We start from the raw sequence: 18,596 nt of genomic DNA on the forward strand, positions 1-18,596 counted from the left end.
GAAGCAAGTGGCAAAGTGTCGGCGAAAAGTAAGTTCAGTAAATCGGGAGTAGCGAGCCAGATTTTCAAACGTAGCCCGTCCCTGTCTGCCTAATAAGACAGAGAAGAGTTCAGTTAGAAAAGTGCGCTGATGCTTGTTCACGTTGAAAAGTTTAGCCAATATTGGCTTGAGAATCGCTTCGATGCTCATGGGTCGTAGGGAATGAAATGGGGATTTCAAGCTTACGACCCTTTTTGCTTTTGGCCAAATCAAGCCCTAAAACTGCTCACAGTGTTAATTATTAATACTTTTTGAAGTAAAAGTTCTTCAGTATAGGGCGTGTTGACAATTGGGTAAATACAAATCCAGTTTGCAACTTTGTTGATGCGTCGTTATGAAATCACCGATCACCAGTGGGAACGGATCGCTCCTTTACTGCCCGGTAAAATCGGTCATGTGGGTCGTTCAGCCGCCGATAATCGGCTCTTTATCAATGCCGTCCTGTGGATCGCCCGCAGTGGAGCTCCGTGGCGGGATTTGCCTGAGCGCTTTGGACCGTGGAAACGCTCCGGCGTCCCGGTCAGTTTATCAACGCTTTCGGCGCTGGGCCAAAACAGACGTCTGGAAAACCGTTTTTGAGCAACTACAGGAGCCAGACTTAGATTGGCTGATGATTGATTCCACAATGGTTCGGGCTCACCAACATGCAGCGGGTCAAAAAAAAGCGATCCCACCCGCGAATGTTTAGCCGGGGCGCCGGTGCGACCAATCGGTGGGCGGTTGGACCACCAAGATTCATACGGTGGTTGACGCCTTAGGCAACCCGTTACGAATCATTTTGAGTGTGGGCCAGCGAGCCGACATTACACAGGCGGTGGACTTATTAACTGGTTATGAGACCGATGCGGTGTTGGCTGATGGGGGCTATGATGCCAATGAATTAATTGACTGGCTGGAACAGTCTACTACGGAGGTAGTCATTCCTGCGAAAAGGAATCGGTTGGTTGAGCGACTGATTGATGAGAATTTGTATAAGGACCGCAACAAAGTGGAACGCTATTTCAACAAGCTCAAGCAATACAGACGGGTTGCTACTCGCTATGAGAAGACGACTCTGAGTTTTGCCGGGTTTATCTATTTAGCCTCAGCTTTGATTTTATTAGCATAATTGTCAACACGCCCTAGTAAATATCTTATCTTTTAATTTTTATTTATTAATAGTCCAATCGTTAAGTAGTATCTTTTTGTTTATAAATATATTTAATAGGTTATTTTGAATGTGTATTATGAATATATTTATGTTTGATTATATTCTAGGTGTTTTTGAGTGATTTCATACACAAAAATGGTGATTTCATACGGTTTAGCTCTCGGAAGCTTGCCGATTAAGATAAGACTATGCTTTTTTGTGTCTATAAATATAAAAAATAGACACATACCTTTGTGCCCTACTCTACTACTAAACTCAAGCGAAAATGAAACTACCACATCTTTCTACTAGCCTTGCTAATATACTTTCCGAAATGAAGGTAGTAAACTGGGGGCTTATCGACCTTACGCCCCGCGAGTGGCAGGTATTGCTATCTATTATTGATGACTTGACAAATGCTGAAATTGCTGAACTACTTTGTTTGAGCCCTAAGAGCGTTGTCAACTACAGAAATCGCATTGGTTGCAAACTCAATTTGCAAGGCTCTCGGAAACTGGCTCAGTTTGCTAGAAAACATCAGCATGAATTACGTCAATTATATGAGTTGTTAATTGCTAAGCGCCACAAAGCCCCAAAAAAGCTTTCCAGTCCAGATTCTTAAAGAGTCTAGGGAGTAAACTCCTCAATTTTTGAGGAGTTTACTCCCTAGACAAAGAGTGCGTAGTTGCGTTAAATTTGTTGCCAAGAAATTTTCCTGACACCTTAATTTATGGAAGGCATTCAATCGTATTTTCTCGGTAATAATTCTAAAAATTATGAGGAGTAGTTTCAGTGATAGAATTAGTAAACTGCCAATAGATGATTCAATGATGACTCGATTGATGCAGGAAAGTACGCAACAGAAGCATATTTTTTACCTTAACCTGATTAATTATATAGCACCTATTTTTGATAAAATTTTAGAGTCACAAAAGCAACAAATATCATTTGCTGGATATTTATACTTTCGCTTTTTATTAGAGTTTGACGCCTTTGTAGATAATGAGGTTGAACAAAATAAAATAGATCAAGCCCAGAGGCTGAGCTATGCAATAGAAATACACGAAGCCGCTATTAGAGAATTAGCCTTTCTTTTTCCAACTGATTCACCATTTTGGATTAAATTTAATACCTATAAAAATGAATATAGAAAAGCAATCATAGCAGAAAAGTATTTTGCTAAATCTGGACAATTATATTCAGAAGTTACCTTTGAGCAACTTGCTGCAAGTAAATCGGCAGTTTGTTATGCAGCGATACAGGGGCTTGTAACGTTAAATGGGTCAACGCCTTTTGATGATCAACTTGAGCGTTGCCTACGCCACATACATATTGCGTTTCAATATATTGATGATTTGGATGATTTTGAGAAAGACTTTGTCAATGGCCAGCGGACCTTTGCCCATCAACTGGTTCAGGATTATTTAGTGGGTAAAAGCGTGCAATTGGCTGATATAAAACTGTTACACAAATATTTGTATATTTCAAAAGTAGCTGATAGATTAATTAATAAAGCTATTAAACATTTTGAGGAAGCCATAGCGATTTCGGATGAACTTAACCTGACAGAATTACATGAATACCTCCTTGCTCAGGTTGAATTAGCAAAGAATTTCAATAATGAAGTCAATCTTCTTATTCTAAAAACGCGAATTAAATCCTCTAAAAGCACGATTATATTGCCCAAGAAAAGCGTCAATGAAGCAATAGATAGTGCGTTTGTGTACCTAAAGTCAGCAATTGATAGGGGTATTTGGTCAGACTTTATTACTAGTGCTGGTTCTGGCGATACCTGGATTTCGGCGTATGTAGGATATCTACTGGCAGAAAGTAATGTTGATAATCAACTACTACAAACTGTACTAGAAAAACTTCCAATAAATGGCTCATTTAATGATAGTGTATTACAGGACGGAGATTCAACTAATTTTCTGACAGGACTTTATTGGAAGCTTACTCAGACAATACCTGATTCTCTTCAGGAATCTTGGTTATCGTTCAAAAAAGAAAAAGGGGGGTGGATTACCTATCACGACGAAGAGGGACTACGAAGTCGATTAAGATTAGCTAGCCAAACTAGTGTCGTTGGCTGGCTTTCTGAGCATGATTGTGTAAGTGCCGCTGCCGCCTATATACTTTCCGACATACCTTTCCTTGAAGACGTATATGAGTCTACGTGCCGCTATTTGACCAGACAGCTTATTAACGCAAACTTGCGATCATACTGGTGGACGAGTGACCTATATGCTTTGTCATTCAGTGCATTAGCCTTTGCCAAACGACCATTTTATTTGCCTTATGGGCGTCAGATAGGTTATCGGATTGCTCAACTGCAACATGCGGATGGCTACTGGGTAAATCCAGCTATGGACAAACCCAACGCTTTTTATACCGCTATTGCCCTAAAAGCGTTAATGGCTACTGATAGGCTAACCTACCAGTCGGCTATTCAATGTGGAATTCAGTGGTTGCTTATGAATCAGACCACCGACGGAAGCTGGCAGACTGGGCCTATTTTACGAATTCCTGCCACAGATGTATTGCAACCCGAGACAATACAGCGCTGGCGCATAAGTTCGTTTGGAGTGAATACACTGGTCGATGACCACAATCGGATTTTTACTACTAGCACTGTCTTTAATGTATTGAGCTCTTTTACGCGTGTCCCTGAGTTAATCTGATGCTTATTACAAAAGGAACCAGTGTTCATCTCTTCGATAACAATAGATGGGTAATTCACTCAGCCGAAGGGCGTAATTTTTTGATAAATCATGCAACCTACCAACTGTATCAAATATTAGGTGAGTCGTCAGACCAGTTAGAGGCTAACGTACGGTTTAATCAGCAATTCGGATTATCACTAAATCAGCAGGAGTTCTATGCACTGGTCACCCAAACGTTAGGAGGCTACAACGTGTTGCGGGAAGACATGACACCGATTAAGCCTAGTCTGAAAAATAAATATCTAAAGATGAAGGTGGAGCTTTTACCCGCCTGTGTAGTTGGCATTCTGTCGAAACCTCTTCAGTGGGTTTATGCGCCCGGTGTGTTTTGGATCGCTTTCCTGTTATGCTCGTCCGTTGTACCGATGGTATATTTTGTGAGTGATACAAATCAGGTAATTGCTCAAACAGACTTTATTTTATATTTAATCCTGTTATATGCAACAATGCTGATTCACGAATTGGGTCACATTGGTGCCTGCGCTAAATATGGTTTAAAGCATGGCGGGGTGGGGTTTGGGTTTTATTTCATTATGCCTGTTATGTATGCCGACATAACAGAGGTGTGGTTAGTTGACAGATCGCATAGGGTTATTGCAAACTTAGCAGGTATTTTCAACGAAATACTTTATGCAGGTGCTCTAGCGATCGTGTATTTGATAACTAGTAATGATACCTGCTTGGCAGTAGCACTTACTGTATTTACGATGGTAATCTGGGAGTTTAATCCTTTTGTGCGTTTTGATGGATATTGGGTACTTTCCGATTTAACCAATACACCTAATCTGTTACAAAAGGCAAATGAAGTGTTTAAAACGAGTATTCAGAGGAGAACTCTGTTTTCCTTTTGGGAGCGACCGATAGAAAAGAGACGTAGTGTATCAGTGCAAAAAATAGCTTTGTTTACTTATGGCTTCATCAATAAATTACTATGGAGTATCATAATGATTTATACCTTGGTGGTATACTGGGAAACAGTAGTTCAATTCCCATTTATCGTTTGGCAACTGATCAGAAAATTAGTGAATAATCAACTGGAATGGCAGGATTTGAGCCGTCAATATATAACTGTGTTGCTATTCTACGCGCTTTTTCTACGATTTATTAGTAGCCAGTGGCAAAGTAATAAGCATCTGCTTTTTAAACAGTCTTAGCAAAACTTATGTGAAAAATTTATTAGCGATAGAAGGCAGATAGCGAAGATCGTTTTATTCTATTCATTCACTTTTAACTGTTGATGTTTATGCAAAAACAATTGATAAGCAATCCAGAGAGTAAGCTTATATCCTTATTTCAACTGGAAGAACTCGAAGAGCGACTTGAAAATAGATGGGAGATAGAAGGTTGCGACGATTGCAATACAAAAGGTGCTCAATCCCCAATTAATAATCATCAATAACCAATTGCTAATGACTATGAAAATTATCAATAACTCATTGCAACAAGATAACGAGCTAGTATCTCAATTTCATGTGGAAGAGCTAGAAGAACGGTTAGAAAATAAGTGGGGAGTAGTTAATAATGGCCCTCAAGAAGATACCCTTATGGAGGTTACAGTAGTTGTTGAGTAATTCCCCCAAAAATAGTCAAGTAGCACAATATTGCCAAAGTCATCCGTCTGCTACTTAATAGGGCAGTAGCTGCCGGTTAATCTAAAAAGCCCTCCAACTTTATTAAATTCATTTTTATGCAAACTGTTGACAAATTTAGCACACAGCCAGAAAGCGATTTGGTAACTATGTTTCAGTTAGAAGAGCTCGAAGAACGACTTGAAAACAAATGGGAAGCAAGTGCTTCGGCGGGAACTAACAGCAATGGACCTTATTGCGAAGCTAAGGTGTCATGCTCATTTTAATAACAATAAGTTGATGTTTTAACCAAGTGGAGTGCTATCAATAATGCACTCTACTTGGTTAAATGCGTTTCTGTTAATCTTTTTTGTAATTATGAATGAAATAAGGAAATGGTTGTTGATTATTAATTTATTTGTAACTACTTATAGTTATAGTCAATCTGTAAATGGTTTTGTAGTAGATGTAGTTACAAATCAAAAAATTCCTTTTGCTAACATCTACTGCCCAATAGTAAAAACAGGAACATTAAGCAATGAAAATGGGGAGTACGAATTTCATAGTCAATCTTTCCCTGTTCAGTTTGTTGTATCACATATCAGTTATCAATCCGATACAATTACGATTAACACGCCATCAGATCATTACACCGTTCATCTGAAACCTGCTGTTCATGAACTAGATCCGGTGACAGTAAGCAATGCTGGTTATAAATTAATTCAACAAGCTTTTGACTTAGTAAACATCAATAAAAATTTAGTTTATGGGAAAGCTTTTTATCGTCAATTGACCATAAATGGTAAACAATCAACGGAAATTCAAGAAGTTGTATACGATATTAAATTGTCAAGTAGCAAAATAGAAGGTGTGCAGATTGATAATGCCCGCTATGCAAAATTACCTTCTGATGACAAGAAAATGTATTTTACATTCAGTAATTTTTCTTATTTGGTATTAGCTCAAAGAGCAATTGGCCAATCAAAACCAACAGAAAATACAGTCTTGTTCCCAGTCCGGTCAGACGTAGCTGATTATTATACTATTCGAGTTACTAATGTGTTGTCACAATCTAATGGTGATAAAATAGCCGAATTAGATTGCCATATTCGAGAAGACTATATAAATCCAGCCTTTTCGGGTAAAGTTTATATTAATATGACTAATTATAAACTAGTCAAGGTCCATGGGGTGATTTCGAATAGTTTAGGCGCATCAATAAATAATGCCAAAACATTAACTGAAAATTATGTTTATACAGTTGATATTGATTACGCCAATCAAGCAAACACTACAGTATTTAGCAGTATTCGGATAGCAGTAGAGTTTGATCAGCTTATTAAGTCAACTGGCGAAAAACGAAAAGATAAAGTAAGTGCGTTTTTATTAATTAACGAATTTAGCAACACACCGACTAGAGGTAAGTACAAACCCATAAATATTCATCGTGAAGATTTAAAACTTATTCAAAACGCGAAATATAACCCTGATTTTTGGCAAAATAATCCGGTAGTTCGACGAACTCCTTTAGAAGAAAGCACTATTAAAGCTTTTGAGCAACAAGGCGTGATGGGAAATATGAAATTTGATGCGCAATAAGAAGTCCATACTGGTAACTGTCGGTTAGTATTCCTTGATTGGGACTCATATAAAAATCACTTCACTTATGAATTCTTTTCCATTAACTCGAGTAGCTACGGTTATACTGGGCTTGTTATATCTTGCTTCGGGTATTAGCAAGGCGATGGATATTAACGCCTTTGCTGATGTGATTGTTAACTATGGTATTCCGCCGTTAAGAATGTTTGCCCCATTGGTTATTGGCCTGGAAATTACACTGGGATTTGGACTCTTATTTGAGGTGTACCGCCAACGTACTGGTCTGCTGTCGTTAAGGTTACTCATTCTATTCACACTGATCTTTACTTTCGGTTATATTTTTCTGGGCATAAGTGATTGTGGCTGTTTTGGGGAGGTATTGAGTATGCCACCAGCCATCTCGTTGCTTCGGAATACATTCATGATTGCCATGTCTTACTATATCTGGAAGCAACCAGAAAAGCAAGTTAGCTTAACAGTTCTGAAGACAACATTTGCAGTTGTTATGGGTACCGTTACGTTCGCTACAACTGGCTTTGAAATGAAAAAGACGTATATAGAGATAAGTGTGCATGAAGGTTCAAATTTGAGTAAAACCTTTCTTAGACCTTTGATTGATCCTAATAAAGACCAACTGATTTTTATCTTTAGTCCTTCCTGCACGCATTGCCAACGCGTAACTCCAAAGATTAATTCTTATGCAGAAACAGAAACGGTTGATGAAATAGTAGGGGTGTATTCTAACTCAGTGTCGTCAGAATCACTTCCTGAATATAAAAAGAAATCGGCACCTGTTTTTCGCATCGTTTCCATGAATAAGGAATCTTTACGCTCAATTACCCGTACTCTGCCAACCGTTCTGTTGGTTCATAGAGGGTATGTTAATAAGATATATATGGGTAATATTCCTGATCCTCATCAAACGGTAGCTACTTATAATAAAGATAGTTTAACAGGTAATAGGATACTGCAATTATTTTCTCGGCTTCGAAGTTTGTCATCAATTGAATAGGGTTTTACTTTAGACGGGTCTGACACGTATACGTTTACGATATATTCTTAGATTGGGATTCAATAGTAAGTGAAACGTTTAAGAGGGCTTTGCCTCGCCTTCATTCGAGTAGGGCGAACGCATCAAATATAGGCTTGGATAGTCTGTTGTTGTAATCTTGCTCCATGAACTGGCAAGATTACTTTCCTGGTGTTAGCGACCCGCGTGTAGTAGGGCGCACCGACCATAAGCTCAATGACATTTTGATGATTGCTCTTTGCTCAACCATCAGCGATGGTGATACCTTTGAGGACATGGCGGACTACGGTCAGGATAAGCAAGCCTTTTTAAGGCAATTTCTGGAGTTGCCTAACGGCATACCCTCTCATGATACCTTTCGACGGGTGTTAAGCTTAGTCCGAGTTGATGAGCTGGATGCCGTCTTGCGCCAGCAAGCCGCCCGCTTGCTGCAAACACTGGCTCACCGCCACGTTTGCCTTGATGGAAAAGAGCTTCGGGGGACCATCCCCGCTGGTCGCAAACACGCATTGGTTCACTTGTTGAGTGCCTGGGCCGTGGAGCATCAACAAAGCCTAGGCCAATTACGGGTCGAAAGCAAGACCAACGAAATTAGTTTGATTAAGCCCTTACTCAGCAGTCTGGAATTGACCGACAGTTTGGTAACGATTGATGCTATCGCTTGTCAGCCTGGTATTGTGGCTCAATTGGTCGAACAAGGGGCTAGTTATCTGATTGGCTTAAAGGCTAATCAAGATACACTTTTTGAACAAGTTCGGGACTGGATGCTACGCTACGAATCTACACCAGCTCACTACACCCAACGTAGCCTGGATCACGGTCGAGCCGAGTTGCGGGAACTCTGGTTAAGCCCTGACTTGGATTTGCTGGAGACTACTCAGCCTTGGGCCGGTCTCAATACGCTGATCATGACCCGCACCCACCGCTGGATTGGGCAACAGTGTAGCGTTACGAATCGGTTTTACATCAGCAATTTAGCTACTGCTACCGCACACCAAGTAGGGGGTTATATCCGTGAGCACTGGAGTATTGAAAATCAACTACATTGGCGGCTGGATGTAGTCTTTGGTGAAGATGACTCGCAGGTCCGACATCCCTTAGCCGCTCAAAATCTGGCGTTATTACGGAAAATGGCCTTATCGGCCTTACGGCGGGAACCTACACCGATGAGCATGAATCGAAAACGAAAAAAAGCAGCCCGTGATGAGAACTATCTTTTACAAGTCATTCAACAACTTTGATGCGTTTGCCCTATTCATTCGAGGTATCTTTGATATACTATTGTTGATTTTCAGTATATTGGTATTTATAGGCTATACAATAATGTGAAATTTGTACACAAAAGAATGTCTATTGATAGAGAAACGCAAAACGGCTCGGATTAGGTTCGGAGCATCAGGTAAAGAACCGTCGTTTGCCTGAATACTGCGTCAATGGCCCAGGGTATTTGTAAATCAGAAAATATCATATGTTTTTATCGGTAAACGAAATGCTATAGATTGATACCTTTTGTGCGAAATCGCTTCCATGCTATGCCATTTGTCCTGTTTCCGATACGTACGTATCTGGTCCTGTTGCTGTTGGTGCTTGTTGGGCTGTTCATCACGTTTATTCACCGCGCCGAGTATTATGATGAAGCCTGGTTTGCTGAACAGTCCTATTGGTTGATCCATACCGGGCAGGTCAAGTCGGAACTGTTTCGTACCTACAATGGCTGGGACAAAGGTATTTACGTATTCCATAAGCTGTTTATTTATGCAGGTGCGCTGATCATGTCGGTAACGGGGGTTTCGATAGCTACCAATAAACTGGTTAGTATTCTTTTTGGCTTGCTTGGTGGGTATTTGGTTTGGTTATACGGTCGGTCGGCCTCGCGGGAGCAGCAGTGGTTATCAGTATTGCTGTATGCTGGCTGCGGTACACTCATTCGGTTTATATCGGTCAATCGACCCGAAACCATGTGTATGGCCATTGGCTTCGTATCGTATCTGGCTATCGATCCGCCGAAAGGATGGCGATCAAAACCGATTTGGGCGGGAGTACTGGCCGGATTGTCGGCGCTTACCCATTTGAATGGGATTATATACCTCATAGCGGGCGTAATCCTGCTTTGGCTACGATCAGGCTGGCGGCCTATGCTGGTGTTCAGTGTGGCAGGGGCGCTGACACTGAGTCTGTACGGATTGGATGCGCTCCTGGATGGCCAGTCTGGAACCTTGATCGACCAGTTTCGGAACGATCCGGCAACGCAGGAAAATTTTGGCCTGATCGCAAAATTGACGGTAATGGCCGATTACCATCAGATTTTTTTTCATAGTCAGAATGAAGCGGCCCTGAGCATACTCGTATTGCTCTGCGCTGTTCTGTTCTGGAAGCAAATAGGCCGGAAAGAGTCGCTGTTGGTGTACACGCTGCTCCTGATCGGTTCTTTCTGGGTATTGACTAAAAGTAGTACCGACATTTATTTTCTGTTGTTTCTGCCCTGGCTATCGCTTCTGGCTGCACGCTGGCTGATAACTTGTCTGCCCCATCAACCCGTCTGGCAAAAGCGACTGATGCAGATTCTGCTGGTTGGATATCTGGTGGTGAGTGCCATTCAATTTCGGGAAGTTATTGTTGAGAATAGAACGGTGCCCGATACCGAACGTCATAATGCGTTGCTGGCGGCTCATATGCCTCACAAGCATACGAGGGTCATTGCGCCACTGGAGTTTTTCTTTGGACAGATGGAAGCCTATCAGATCTGGGGGCTGACGTACTATCTTTTCCTGGCGAAGAAACGAAAAAGCTTTACGCTGAACGACTTTTTTCAACTGGCTGAACAGGAACAGGTGGAGTACATCATCAGCGATCACCGCCTGAATGCAAGTTACGAGATTCCGATAAACGCTCCGGCAACGATCGGGGTTTATCACCGCATTTTTCAGGACGAATGGAATACGATTTATGCTCATCAATGATAGAACACAGATTTTTAGGATGATTAAGATCTATGTAAATCATAATCATCCTAAAAATCTGTGTTCTATTGCCGTTTCAACACGATCACCTGATTGCGCAGGGTTTGGTTTTGCCGGAAATTATCGTCGGCGATTACGACAATGGTTTGGTGCCCGGCATCGGCCCAGGCCATCGCTTCGAGGTTACAAACGTTGCCCGGAAACTGACGGTTGAAATCGAAGGCCAGTTCTTTCGTAAGGGTATGCGTTTGTTCGTTGATGGTGGCCAGATACAAATTAGCCGTTACCCGTTTTTGTACACTGTCATAGCATCGCTCCAGCACCAGTAATCGCTGGTCATCGACCGCTACGATTTCAGAAATTCCGCCCACGCGTTCGTCGCCCTGGGCAAAGGCACAGCGATTGATTGGGTACAAAAAGCGTTCGACAGGTGGGTCAGCAAGTGTCGGATTCGCATATCGTAAAAACGTGATCGTGTCCTGATCTAGGCGAGTTTGACCTTCCCAGCCCGCTTCGGGAGCTACCCATAAGGCACCCGTTGAGGTTAGGGCAATTCCTTCCAGCCCCTTGTTCGGGCTGGGTAAAGGGATTTTCAGCAGGATTTGACGCGTACTGTCCCGAACCGATTGCCCATATAACAGCGAGGTAATAAACTCATGCTCGTCGGTCCAGAAATAGGCATGGCTTTGGCTATCGTAGCGGATACTTTCGAACCAGTAGGGGGTAGGCTCAGAAACCGATAGCCGGGATGGGTCGCCCAGGTCGCGGATACTGCGGATGTTTGTGAACACAAAATGCCTGCCTCGGTCGCTCACCAGATGCCACTCGCCCGTTGCCGGATCAATAGCCAGCCCCGAGATACCCCGCAGGCTATCGATGGTATGCGGAATGGTGGTTGAATCACTGAAAACGAACTGTATCTGTTGGCCTGTAGCCGATACGAGGGTCAGACAGCCTACAAGTACAAGAAGAAATTTCATTCAGTATGGTTTATTTAGCTTTGTCGATGGCCAGTATGGTTTGTAAAAGTACGTTGACGCCATTGGTCATATCGACTGCCTTGGTAAATTCTTTGGGTGAGTGGCTGATACCATTCACACTCGGTACAAAAATCATCCCGACAGGAGCAATCAAGGCGATCTCCTGAGAGTCGTGCCCGGCTCCACTAGGTAAATACTTGTACGTAAGGCCCAGCGATTTGGCCGAAGCCACAATCTTATCCTGAATGGCTTTTTCGGTTAAGGCAGGTTTGGCGGGGTTGGGTTGATGAGTAAATGAAATTTTTGTGCCTGTCGCTGTTGCAATGTCCGAGGCTTTTTTCTCAATATCCTTAAACAGTTTCCAGATTTTATCGTAGTCCAGATCGCGTAGTTCCAGGCCCAAAACCACCTTGCCCGGAATCACGTTGTAGGCACCAGGCTGGGCCGCAATTTTTCCGACCGTCCCTACTTGCCGACCTTCGTAACTGGTAACCACTTCGTTTACGGCCACAATAAACCGAGAGGCTGCCAGTAGAGCATCTTTGCGCATGTTCATAGGAGTAGTGCCTGCGTGATTGGCAAAGCCTTCTACCGTAACTTCCCAGTGTTCAATCCCCACAATTCCCTCGACGACACCGATCTGGAGGTTCTCTTTTTCTAAAATCCCCCCCTGTTCGATGTGGAGTTCCAGAAAGGCGCTCAGATCTCCTTTTTTACGGACAACCTGTTGCAGCTTGTCGGGATTACCGCCAATGGCTTTGATGCCATTTCCTACGGTAAGACCGCTTTGGGTCACAGCCTGTAACCCTTTCGCGGTTAAATGACCGGCCATAGCCATACTGCCGATGGTGCCGCCCTCTTCATTGGCAAAAATGATCACTTCCAGCGGGTGCTCTGTTACCAGTTTATGCTCATTCAGTATGTCGATCACTTCCAGCGCACCAATAGAACCCAGGCAACCATCGTAATTGCCTCCATCGGGCACCATATCGATATGCGAACCGAATGCGATGGGTTTCAGGGCAGCGTTTTTCCCCGCTCGCTTGCCAATGATATTGCCAGCCGCGTCGATGGTAGGATTAAGTCCGGCTTGCTTCATCAGACCGATAAACCAGTTTCGACCTTCCACATCGCCTTTGGTATACGCAACCCGATAGCCCCTGCCCAGCGAGTCTCGTCCAAATTTGGCAAGTTCAGCAATTCGGCTTTCAATACGCTGCGGGTTTATTTTGAGGGTTGCCGGGGCCGTCTGGCTAAATGCAACGGGCGATGTAAGGAGGCACAGGCCAATTAGTGAAGGTAGGTACGTTCGTTTCATGGTTGTATTGTTTGGTTGTATTGAAGCGCGTTATTCAAGCCTGGCCATGCCGTTTATGGGCCGATAAGGCATTTTGAAAAAATCGCCCACCGTCCGGTTAAACAGGTCTTTGTACCGAATGAGGGTTGAATGGCCGGAATTGGGCAAAATCCACAGATACGCCTTGGGAATAGCTCGGGCAATTACAAGGGTATGGGTAGGCAGAATTACATCGTTATCGCCACCAATCACCAGCGTAGGACATTTTACCTGTTTCAGATCGGTGGTTGAAATATGCGGATGGAGCACCATCAGGTTAAGGAGCTTTTTCTGAGCCTTAACAGCTGGGGTCTGGGTTACCCTGGCCAGACTGTCGTTGGCCGAGACAATCCAGTGAAAAAGATCCGGCTCAATGGCTGTCGTATCGGGCCATAGGTTAGCGCCTGTAATCGCTAGTTTCTTTACTTTTTCGGGATGCCGCATAGCAAGCAATAGCCCATCGATACCGCCGTCGCTCCAGCCGATTACGTAACACGAATCCAGATGGAGCGTATTAAGTAGCGCGTTGAGGTCATCGGCCATCATTTCGTAGGTGAGCGAGTCGCTGGGATCAGCAGATTTCCCCTGCGCCCGGCTGTCGACCGCGATCACTTTGTAACTTTTGGCGAAGTAGGGGATCTGATTCCTGAAATTGTCGATCGAACCGCCATTGCCATGAATCAGCAGCAACGGCTTTCCGGCACCGTAGATTTCGTAATACATTCTGAAACCCCGAATAGAAGCATAGTGGCCCACTTTGGCATTACTTCCATAGACGGTTTTGACCGACGACGCCAGAGGAATTGTGGATTGAGTAAAAGCAGAGTTTAGGGCTAAGGAGAAAATGAGAATCAGGTGAAGCTGTTTCATGAGAGGTAGAGTAGTCAGGCACTTGTACGGTATACTGGCAAGTTAAAAAATTTGGTGATGAGATGAACCCGTTTATGGCTGTAGAAAGCAGATACAGCAAGTTATGCGAGGGGTATCGCTTATGAATAGTTTTTTTAGCGGCCTATGAATCTGATTATGTTAAGATTGTTTTGTTAACAAGTATTTATTATTAGTAACTATTTTGTTTCGTTTATTAAATTGTGTTTACTTTTGTATTTTCCTGTAACGCTACTGAATATACCATCGAAATTAGTACTGGATAAGCTCTGGTAGGCCTAAAATCTCTGATTACATAACCGAATTAGCATGAACAGAAACCGACGCATCTCCTTCATGATCGCTTTGGGTTTACTGATTACTATACTTATTGGAATCAACGCCTGGCAGACAACCGATCGACTGATTGAATTGAATAATTGGGTGGTGCACACCCACCGCGTGCTCAATAAAACGCAGCGATTGTTAGCCTTGCTGACCAATATGGATAACGATTTACGCAGTTATCTGCTGAGTGAAAATCTTTATTTCAAAGCTGATTTTGAACGTACCAGCCGTGAAATGAGCCAGCAACTGAAAAACCTCAAAACGCTATCCGCCAACAACCCCGTCCAGTTCAAACGGTTACAGTTGCTGGATACGCTCTTTCAGGTAAAGCTGGATCGAAGCCGTACGTTATTTCAGACCAACGGGATTGCGCCAGGGAAAGCAAGGCTCGATTCGATCGAGCGTTTTTTAAACATCAGCAGCAACTTTTATCAGGTACTTAAAGCGACGGAAAGCTATGAGAATGTGTTGCTTGAAACCCGTGAGGCCCAAAGCAAGCGCTCCGTTTCATACGCCACCCTTAGCAACCTGATCGGCGCTATTGCCGCTTTGCTCATGATCCTTTGGGCTATTTATGTGCTGTATCGCTCGTTGCAAAAGAGCAATCAGCTTAACCAAAAGCTCACCGAAAGCGACCAGCAAACCAAGAAATTACTCGAAGCTGTGCCCGTTCCTATTGTCATAGTTGATCGGGAAGGTAAATTCTACTACGCTAATCAGGCTGCCTACCAATTATTCGATAATCTGCTGGTGTTTGACCAATATAACCGAACAGTCAATAGGGATCATCTTTTCCGTTTCCCGGACGGGGTTCCCTATCCACCTGAGGAGCGGCCAACTTACCGGGCCTTACAGGGCGAATCGGTGCAGGTAGATGATCTTGAGTTACGCGTAAACGATAAAGTGATACACTTGCTCAGTTCGGCCACCCCCGTCTATGATGCCCAGGGGGACTTACAATACGTCATTACATCGAGTATCGACCTCAGTGACCGGGTCCAATCGCAGACCCGACTTCAGGAGGCTAAGAAAATTGCGGAAAAAGCGGCCAAGATCAAGGAAGATTTTTTAGCCAACATGAGCCATGAAATTCGGACGCCCCTGAATGCGATGCTTGGTTTTTCCGAATTGATGGAAACCACGGCCTTGGACAAAGACCAACGGGAGTATCTTGGCCTGATTCGGACGGCTGGCAAGAACCTGTTAACCATTGTGAATGACATTCTGGATATTTCGAAGCTGGAAGCCGGGATGATTAAACTGGAGTCGATTCCGTTTAGTATTCAGATGCTTACGGCGTCGCTTCGGGCTATGTGTCAGGCCGCTGTAGCCGATAAAGGCTTACAGTTGACGGTTAAAATAGCCCCCGATTTGCCCGATTTTTTCTTGGGCGATCCAACCCGCCTGACTCAGATATTACTGAATCTGCTGAATAATGCCATCAAGTTCACCAAGCAGGGCAGCGTTAGCCTGTTCGTGGAGAAAGGAGAACCCTCAACAGCCGAACGGGTGATGGTGCGCTTCATCATCGAAGATACCGGCATAGGCATTGCCGAGGATGTGTTGCCCGCTATTTTTGAACGTTTCCAGCAGGCCGACGATTTCACGACCCGGTATTATGGAGGAACGGGGCTGGGGTTAAACATTGTCAAAGCGTTGACGGAACTTCAGGGTGGTTCGGTTCAGGTGAGCAGTACGGTGGGGCAGGGGTCCCGATTTACGATTGAAATTCCCTATCCGGTAGCTGAACAACATTTTAGCTTGACTCAGCCGATTCTGTCGGCCATGGCGCCCATCGAAGGCGATGTATGGGTGTTGGTTGTAGAAGATAATCTGATGAATCAGAAACTGGCCGTTCAGGTCCTGAAGCGGTTGGGGTATCATGTTCAGGTAGCCGACAACGGTCAGAAAGCACTTGCCATGCTGGCCGAAGCGGCTTTTGATATAATCCTGATGGATCTTCAGATGCCGGTTATGGATGGCTATGAAACCACTCGCCAGATCCGGACAGCTTTAAAAAGTACGGTGCCTATTATTGCCATGACGGCGCATGCACTGCCGAGTGAGCAGGAAGAGTGCCTGAAAGCAGGAATGAATGATTTTCTGCCCAAACCGTTCCAACTGGAAGAACTCCAGTTGCTTATGCGCAAGTATATATCGGCCAACCGGCTGGTTCGGGCCACCTCTTCAGATGCGCTAATAACAACCCCTTCATCGGCTCAGTTTTCGATTGAACCTTTACTCAACGCTGTCGGGAACAATATAGAATTGGCCACTGAGTTGATAGATATCTACCTGGATGAAACCCCACAGGGTATGGATGCGTTACAACAGGCCCTACATCAGCGGGATGTGGAGGCAATAAAGCGACTCATTCATACCCAGCAGGTTCACACGAAGATGCTGGGTATGCACGAAGCCACCCGATTGATTCTGGAAACGGAAGCGCTAATCAGGGAAAAGAAAGGAATTGAGGACATCCAGCCGTTGGTAGAGCAGTACATTCGGGAAGTAAAAGCTGTATTGCCTCAATTGACCCAGTATATCCAGACGAGTGTTGATGGCGAAGTATAGTGCCACGAAAAGCGAATAGCTCCCGGTAAGGAGCTATTCGACCATGAGTCAGGCTTTATTCGATTGAATTTATTTCGTCAGTTTTTGCGTCACTACCTTCTCCAGGTATTCCCGAATGGGCTGAATTTTGATCTGACTCAACACATCCTGCGAGAAGGCGTATAGCAACAGGGTCCGGGCTTCGTCTTTCGGAATCCCTCGTGAACGCATATAAAACAGGGCTTCGTCGTTGAGCTGGCCGGTGGTGGTTCCGTGTGAACACTTTACATCGTCGGCGAAAATTTCCAACTGAGGCTTGGTGTTCATCGTAGCGCCAGAAGAAAGAACGACATTTTTACAGGACTGATACGCGTTGGTTTTTTGCGCGTCGGGTCGTACGAAAATCTTGCCATTGAAAACCCCTGTGCTGTTGTCGTCCAGAATGCCTTTATACAGTTCATTGCTGTACGAATTAGGCATGGCATGATCGACCAGCGTATGGTTATCGACATGCTGACGGCCGTTTGGCATGTAGAGGCCATACATAAACGCTTCAGCCTGCTGTCCATTCAGAACGATATTCAGGTTGTTGCGTACAAAGTTGCCGTTGAGCGTAACCGTAGCTGAATAAAAGTGGCTGTTATCAGCCTGGTTTACCTGAGTGGTTCCAATATGGTACGCCTTTTCGGTTTCGTTCTGCACCTTGTAGTACTGCATCCGGGCATCGCGCTCGAGCACAATTTCGGTAACGACGTTTACAAAGCTGGCCCCTTCGCCCAGGGTTCGGTACGACTCGGCCATCATCACTTCGGCGTTTTTGCCCACTAGTACCAGGTTTCGGGGTTGTGAGGTGATGTTTTTAGTGCGGGTGTCGGTAATAAACCGAAGAATGATCGGCTGTTCTACCGTTGTATTGGCAGGTACCCGAATCACAATACCATCGCTGGCCAGTGCCGTGTTTAGGGCCGTAAAGGCATTTTCCTGATAATTGGCGTACCGGGCAAAATGCGTGTCGATCAGTTCGGGGTCTGATTTGATAGCTTCAGCGAAACTAAGAATCTGAACCTGATCGGCAGGGCTGATTAAACGGGATAGCTCAGCATGATAGCGCCCATTGACGAAATAGATGATGTTTCCATCAAGATTTGGAATTTCCAGCGGAGCCAGATCCTCCATCGTCAGGGTAGTGGTTTCGTCCAGGTCGAATGATTGCTTCAATAGTCCATTTACACTGGAGTATTTCCATTCTTCATGCCGAATGGTTGGAAAGCCAAGCTGGTCGAATTGCTTCAGAGCAGTACGCCGGATCTGATGCAGCGGGCTTTTACGCTCGCCGTTCATCCGCTCTTCATTGTCCCGAAAAGCGGCCAGCAGTTGCTCTTTAAATTCGTTATAAGATGCGTAAGAAGGAGTCATTTCTTTGATGTATGATGTATGATGTAAGGTGTAGGATCCAGGATGGAT

The 18,596-nt window shown here is 44.1% G+C and carries 15 protein-coding genes and 1 pseudogene; 11 read left to right on the forward strand and 5 right to left on the reverse strand.

Annotation, left to right across the window (positions count from 1 at the left end; all coding sequences use genetic code 11):
- Positions 1–189 (reverse strand): hypothetical protein (locus B153_RS38350; RefSeq protein WP_425423145.1); only part of this gene is annotated, 189 nt, incomplete at its 3' end.
- A 174-nt stretch (positions 190–363) separates the two neighbouring features.
- Here B153_RS38350 and B153_RS37395 point away from each other — a divergent pair.
- The 10 genes and pseudogenes from B153_RS37395 to B153_RS0124475 all read left to right on the forward strand — a co-directional run bounded on the left by B153_RS37395 (position 364) and on the right by B153_RS0124475 (position 11,048).
- Positions 364–1,147: pseudogene (locus B153_RS37395) on the forward strand (IS5 family transposase).
- Positions 1,148–1,454: 307 nt separating this feature from the next.
- Positions 1,455–1,790, forward strand: a complete 336-nt coding sequence (locus B153_RS0124435; protein ID WP_020599376.1) for a response regulator transcription factor — start codon at positions 1,455–1,457, stop codon at positions 1,788–1,790.
- A gap of 205 nt (positions 1,791–1,995) precedes the next feature.
- Positions 1,996–3,849, forward strand: a complete 1,854-nt coding sequence (locus tag B153_RS0124440; RefSeq protein WP_157634823.1) for a hypothetical protein — start codon at positions 1,996–1,998, stop codon at positions 3,847–3,849.
- Positions 3,849–5,045, forward strand: a complete 1,197-nt coding sequence (locus B153_RS0124445) for a hypothetical protein (RefSeq protein WP_020599378.1) — start codon at positions 3,849–3,851, stop codon at positions 5,043–5,045. The genes B153_RS0124440 and B153_RS0124445 overlap by 1 nt, the downstream gene beginning before the upstream one ends.
- An 89-nt stretch (positions 5,046–5,134) precedes the next feature.
- Positions 5,135–5,290, forward strand: coding sequence for a hypothetical protein (locus B153_RS38355; RefSeq protein ID WP_211221711.1), 156 nt, complete (start codon positions 5,135–5,137; stop codon positions 5,288–5,290).
- Positions 5,291–5,306: 16 nt separating this feature from the next.
- The gene (locus B153_RS37850; protein ID WP_157634825.1) at positions 5,307–5,462 is read left to right on the forward strand and encodes a hypothetical protein; all 156 of its coding nucleotides are present in this window, start codon (positions 5,307–5,309) and stop codon (positions 5,460–5,462) included.
- 375 nt (positions 5,463–5,837) lie between these two features.
- Positions 5,838–7,058, forward strand: coding sequence for a carboxypeptidase-like regulatory domain-containing protein (locus tag B153_RS0124460; protein WP_157634827.1), 1,221 nt, complete (start codon positions 5,838–5,840; stop codon positions 7,056–7,058).
- A gap of 67 nt (positions 7,059–7,125) precedes the next feature.
- Entirely contained in the window at positions 7,126–8,070 is a 945-nt protein-coding gene (locus B153_RS0124465) for a MauE/DoxX family redox-associated membrane protein (RefSeq protein WP_020599381.1), read from the forward strand.
- Positions 8,071–8,234: 164 nt separating this feature from the next.
- Entirely contained in the window at positions 8,235–9,329 is a 1,095-nt protein-coding gene (locus B153_RS0124470; RefSeq protein ID WP_020599382.1) for an ISAs1 family transposase, read from the forward strand.
- A 291-nt stretch (positions 9,330–9,620) separates the two neighbouring features.
- On the forward strand, positions 9,621–11,048 hold the full coding sequence (locus B153_RS0124475; RefSeq protein WP_020599383.1) for an ArnT family glycosyltransferase: 1,428 nt from the start codon (positions 9,621–9,623) through the stop codon (positions 11,046–11,048).
- Between the two features lie 65 nt (positions 11,049–11,113).
- Here the strand turns inward: B153_RS0124475 and B153_RS0124480 are convergent, their stop codons facing one another.
- The 3 genes from B153_RS0124480 to B153_RS0124490 are packed head-to-tail and all read right to left on the reverse strand — an operon-like array spanning position 11,114 to position 14,234.
- Positions 11,114–12,028: an esterase-like activity of phytase family protein gene (locus tag B153_RS0124480; protein WP_020599384.1), complete on the reverse strand. Its 915-nt coding sequence runs from the start codon at positions 12,026–12,028 to the stop codon at positions 11,114–11,116.
- 10 nt (positions 12,029–12,038) lie between these two features.
- Positions 12,039–13,346, reverse strand: coding sequence for a M20 family metallo-hydrolase (locus tag B153_RS0124485; protein WP_020599385.1), 1,308 nt, complete (start codon positions 13,344–13,346; stop codon positions 12,039–12,041).
- A gap of 30 nt (positions 13,347–13,376) precedes the next feature.
- On the reverse strand, positions 13,377–14,234 hold the full coding sequence (locus tag B153_RS0124490) for an alpha/beta fold hydrolase (protein ID WP_020599386.1): 858 nt from the start codon (positions 14,232–14,234) through the stop codon (positions 13,377–13,379).
- Between the two features lie 327 nt (positions 14,235–14,561).
- Here B153_RS0124490 and B153_RS0124495 point away from each other — a divergent pair, with 327 nt between their 5' ends.
- Positions 14,562–17,153 (forward strand): response regulator, encoded by a 2,592-nt coding sequence (locus tag B153_RS0124495; protein ID WP_026262422.1) that lies wholly within the window; start codon positions 14,562–14,564, stop codon positions 17,151–17,153.
- 69 nt (positions 17,154–17,222) lie between these two features.
- Here the strand turns inward: B153_RS0124495 and sufD are convergent, their stop codons facing one another.
- Positions 17,223–18,548, reverse strand: coding sequence for a Fe-S cluster assembly protein SufD (gene sufD / locus B153_RS0124500; protein WP_020599388.1), 1,326 nt, complete (start codon positions 18,546–18,548; stop codon positions 17,223–17,225).
- Between the last annotated feature and the right edge of the window lie 48 nt (positions 18,549–18,596).

The organism is Spirosoma panaciterrae DSM 21099, assembly GCF_000374025.1.
In the GTDB taxonomy this organism is placed as follows: Bacteria; Bacteroidota; Bacteroidia; order Cytophagales; family Spirosomataceae; genus Spirosoma; species Spirosoma panaciterrae.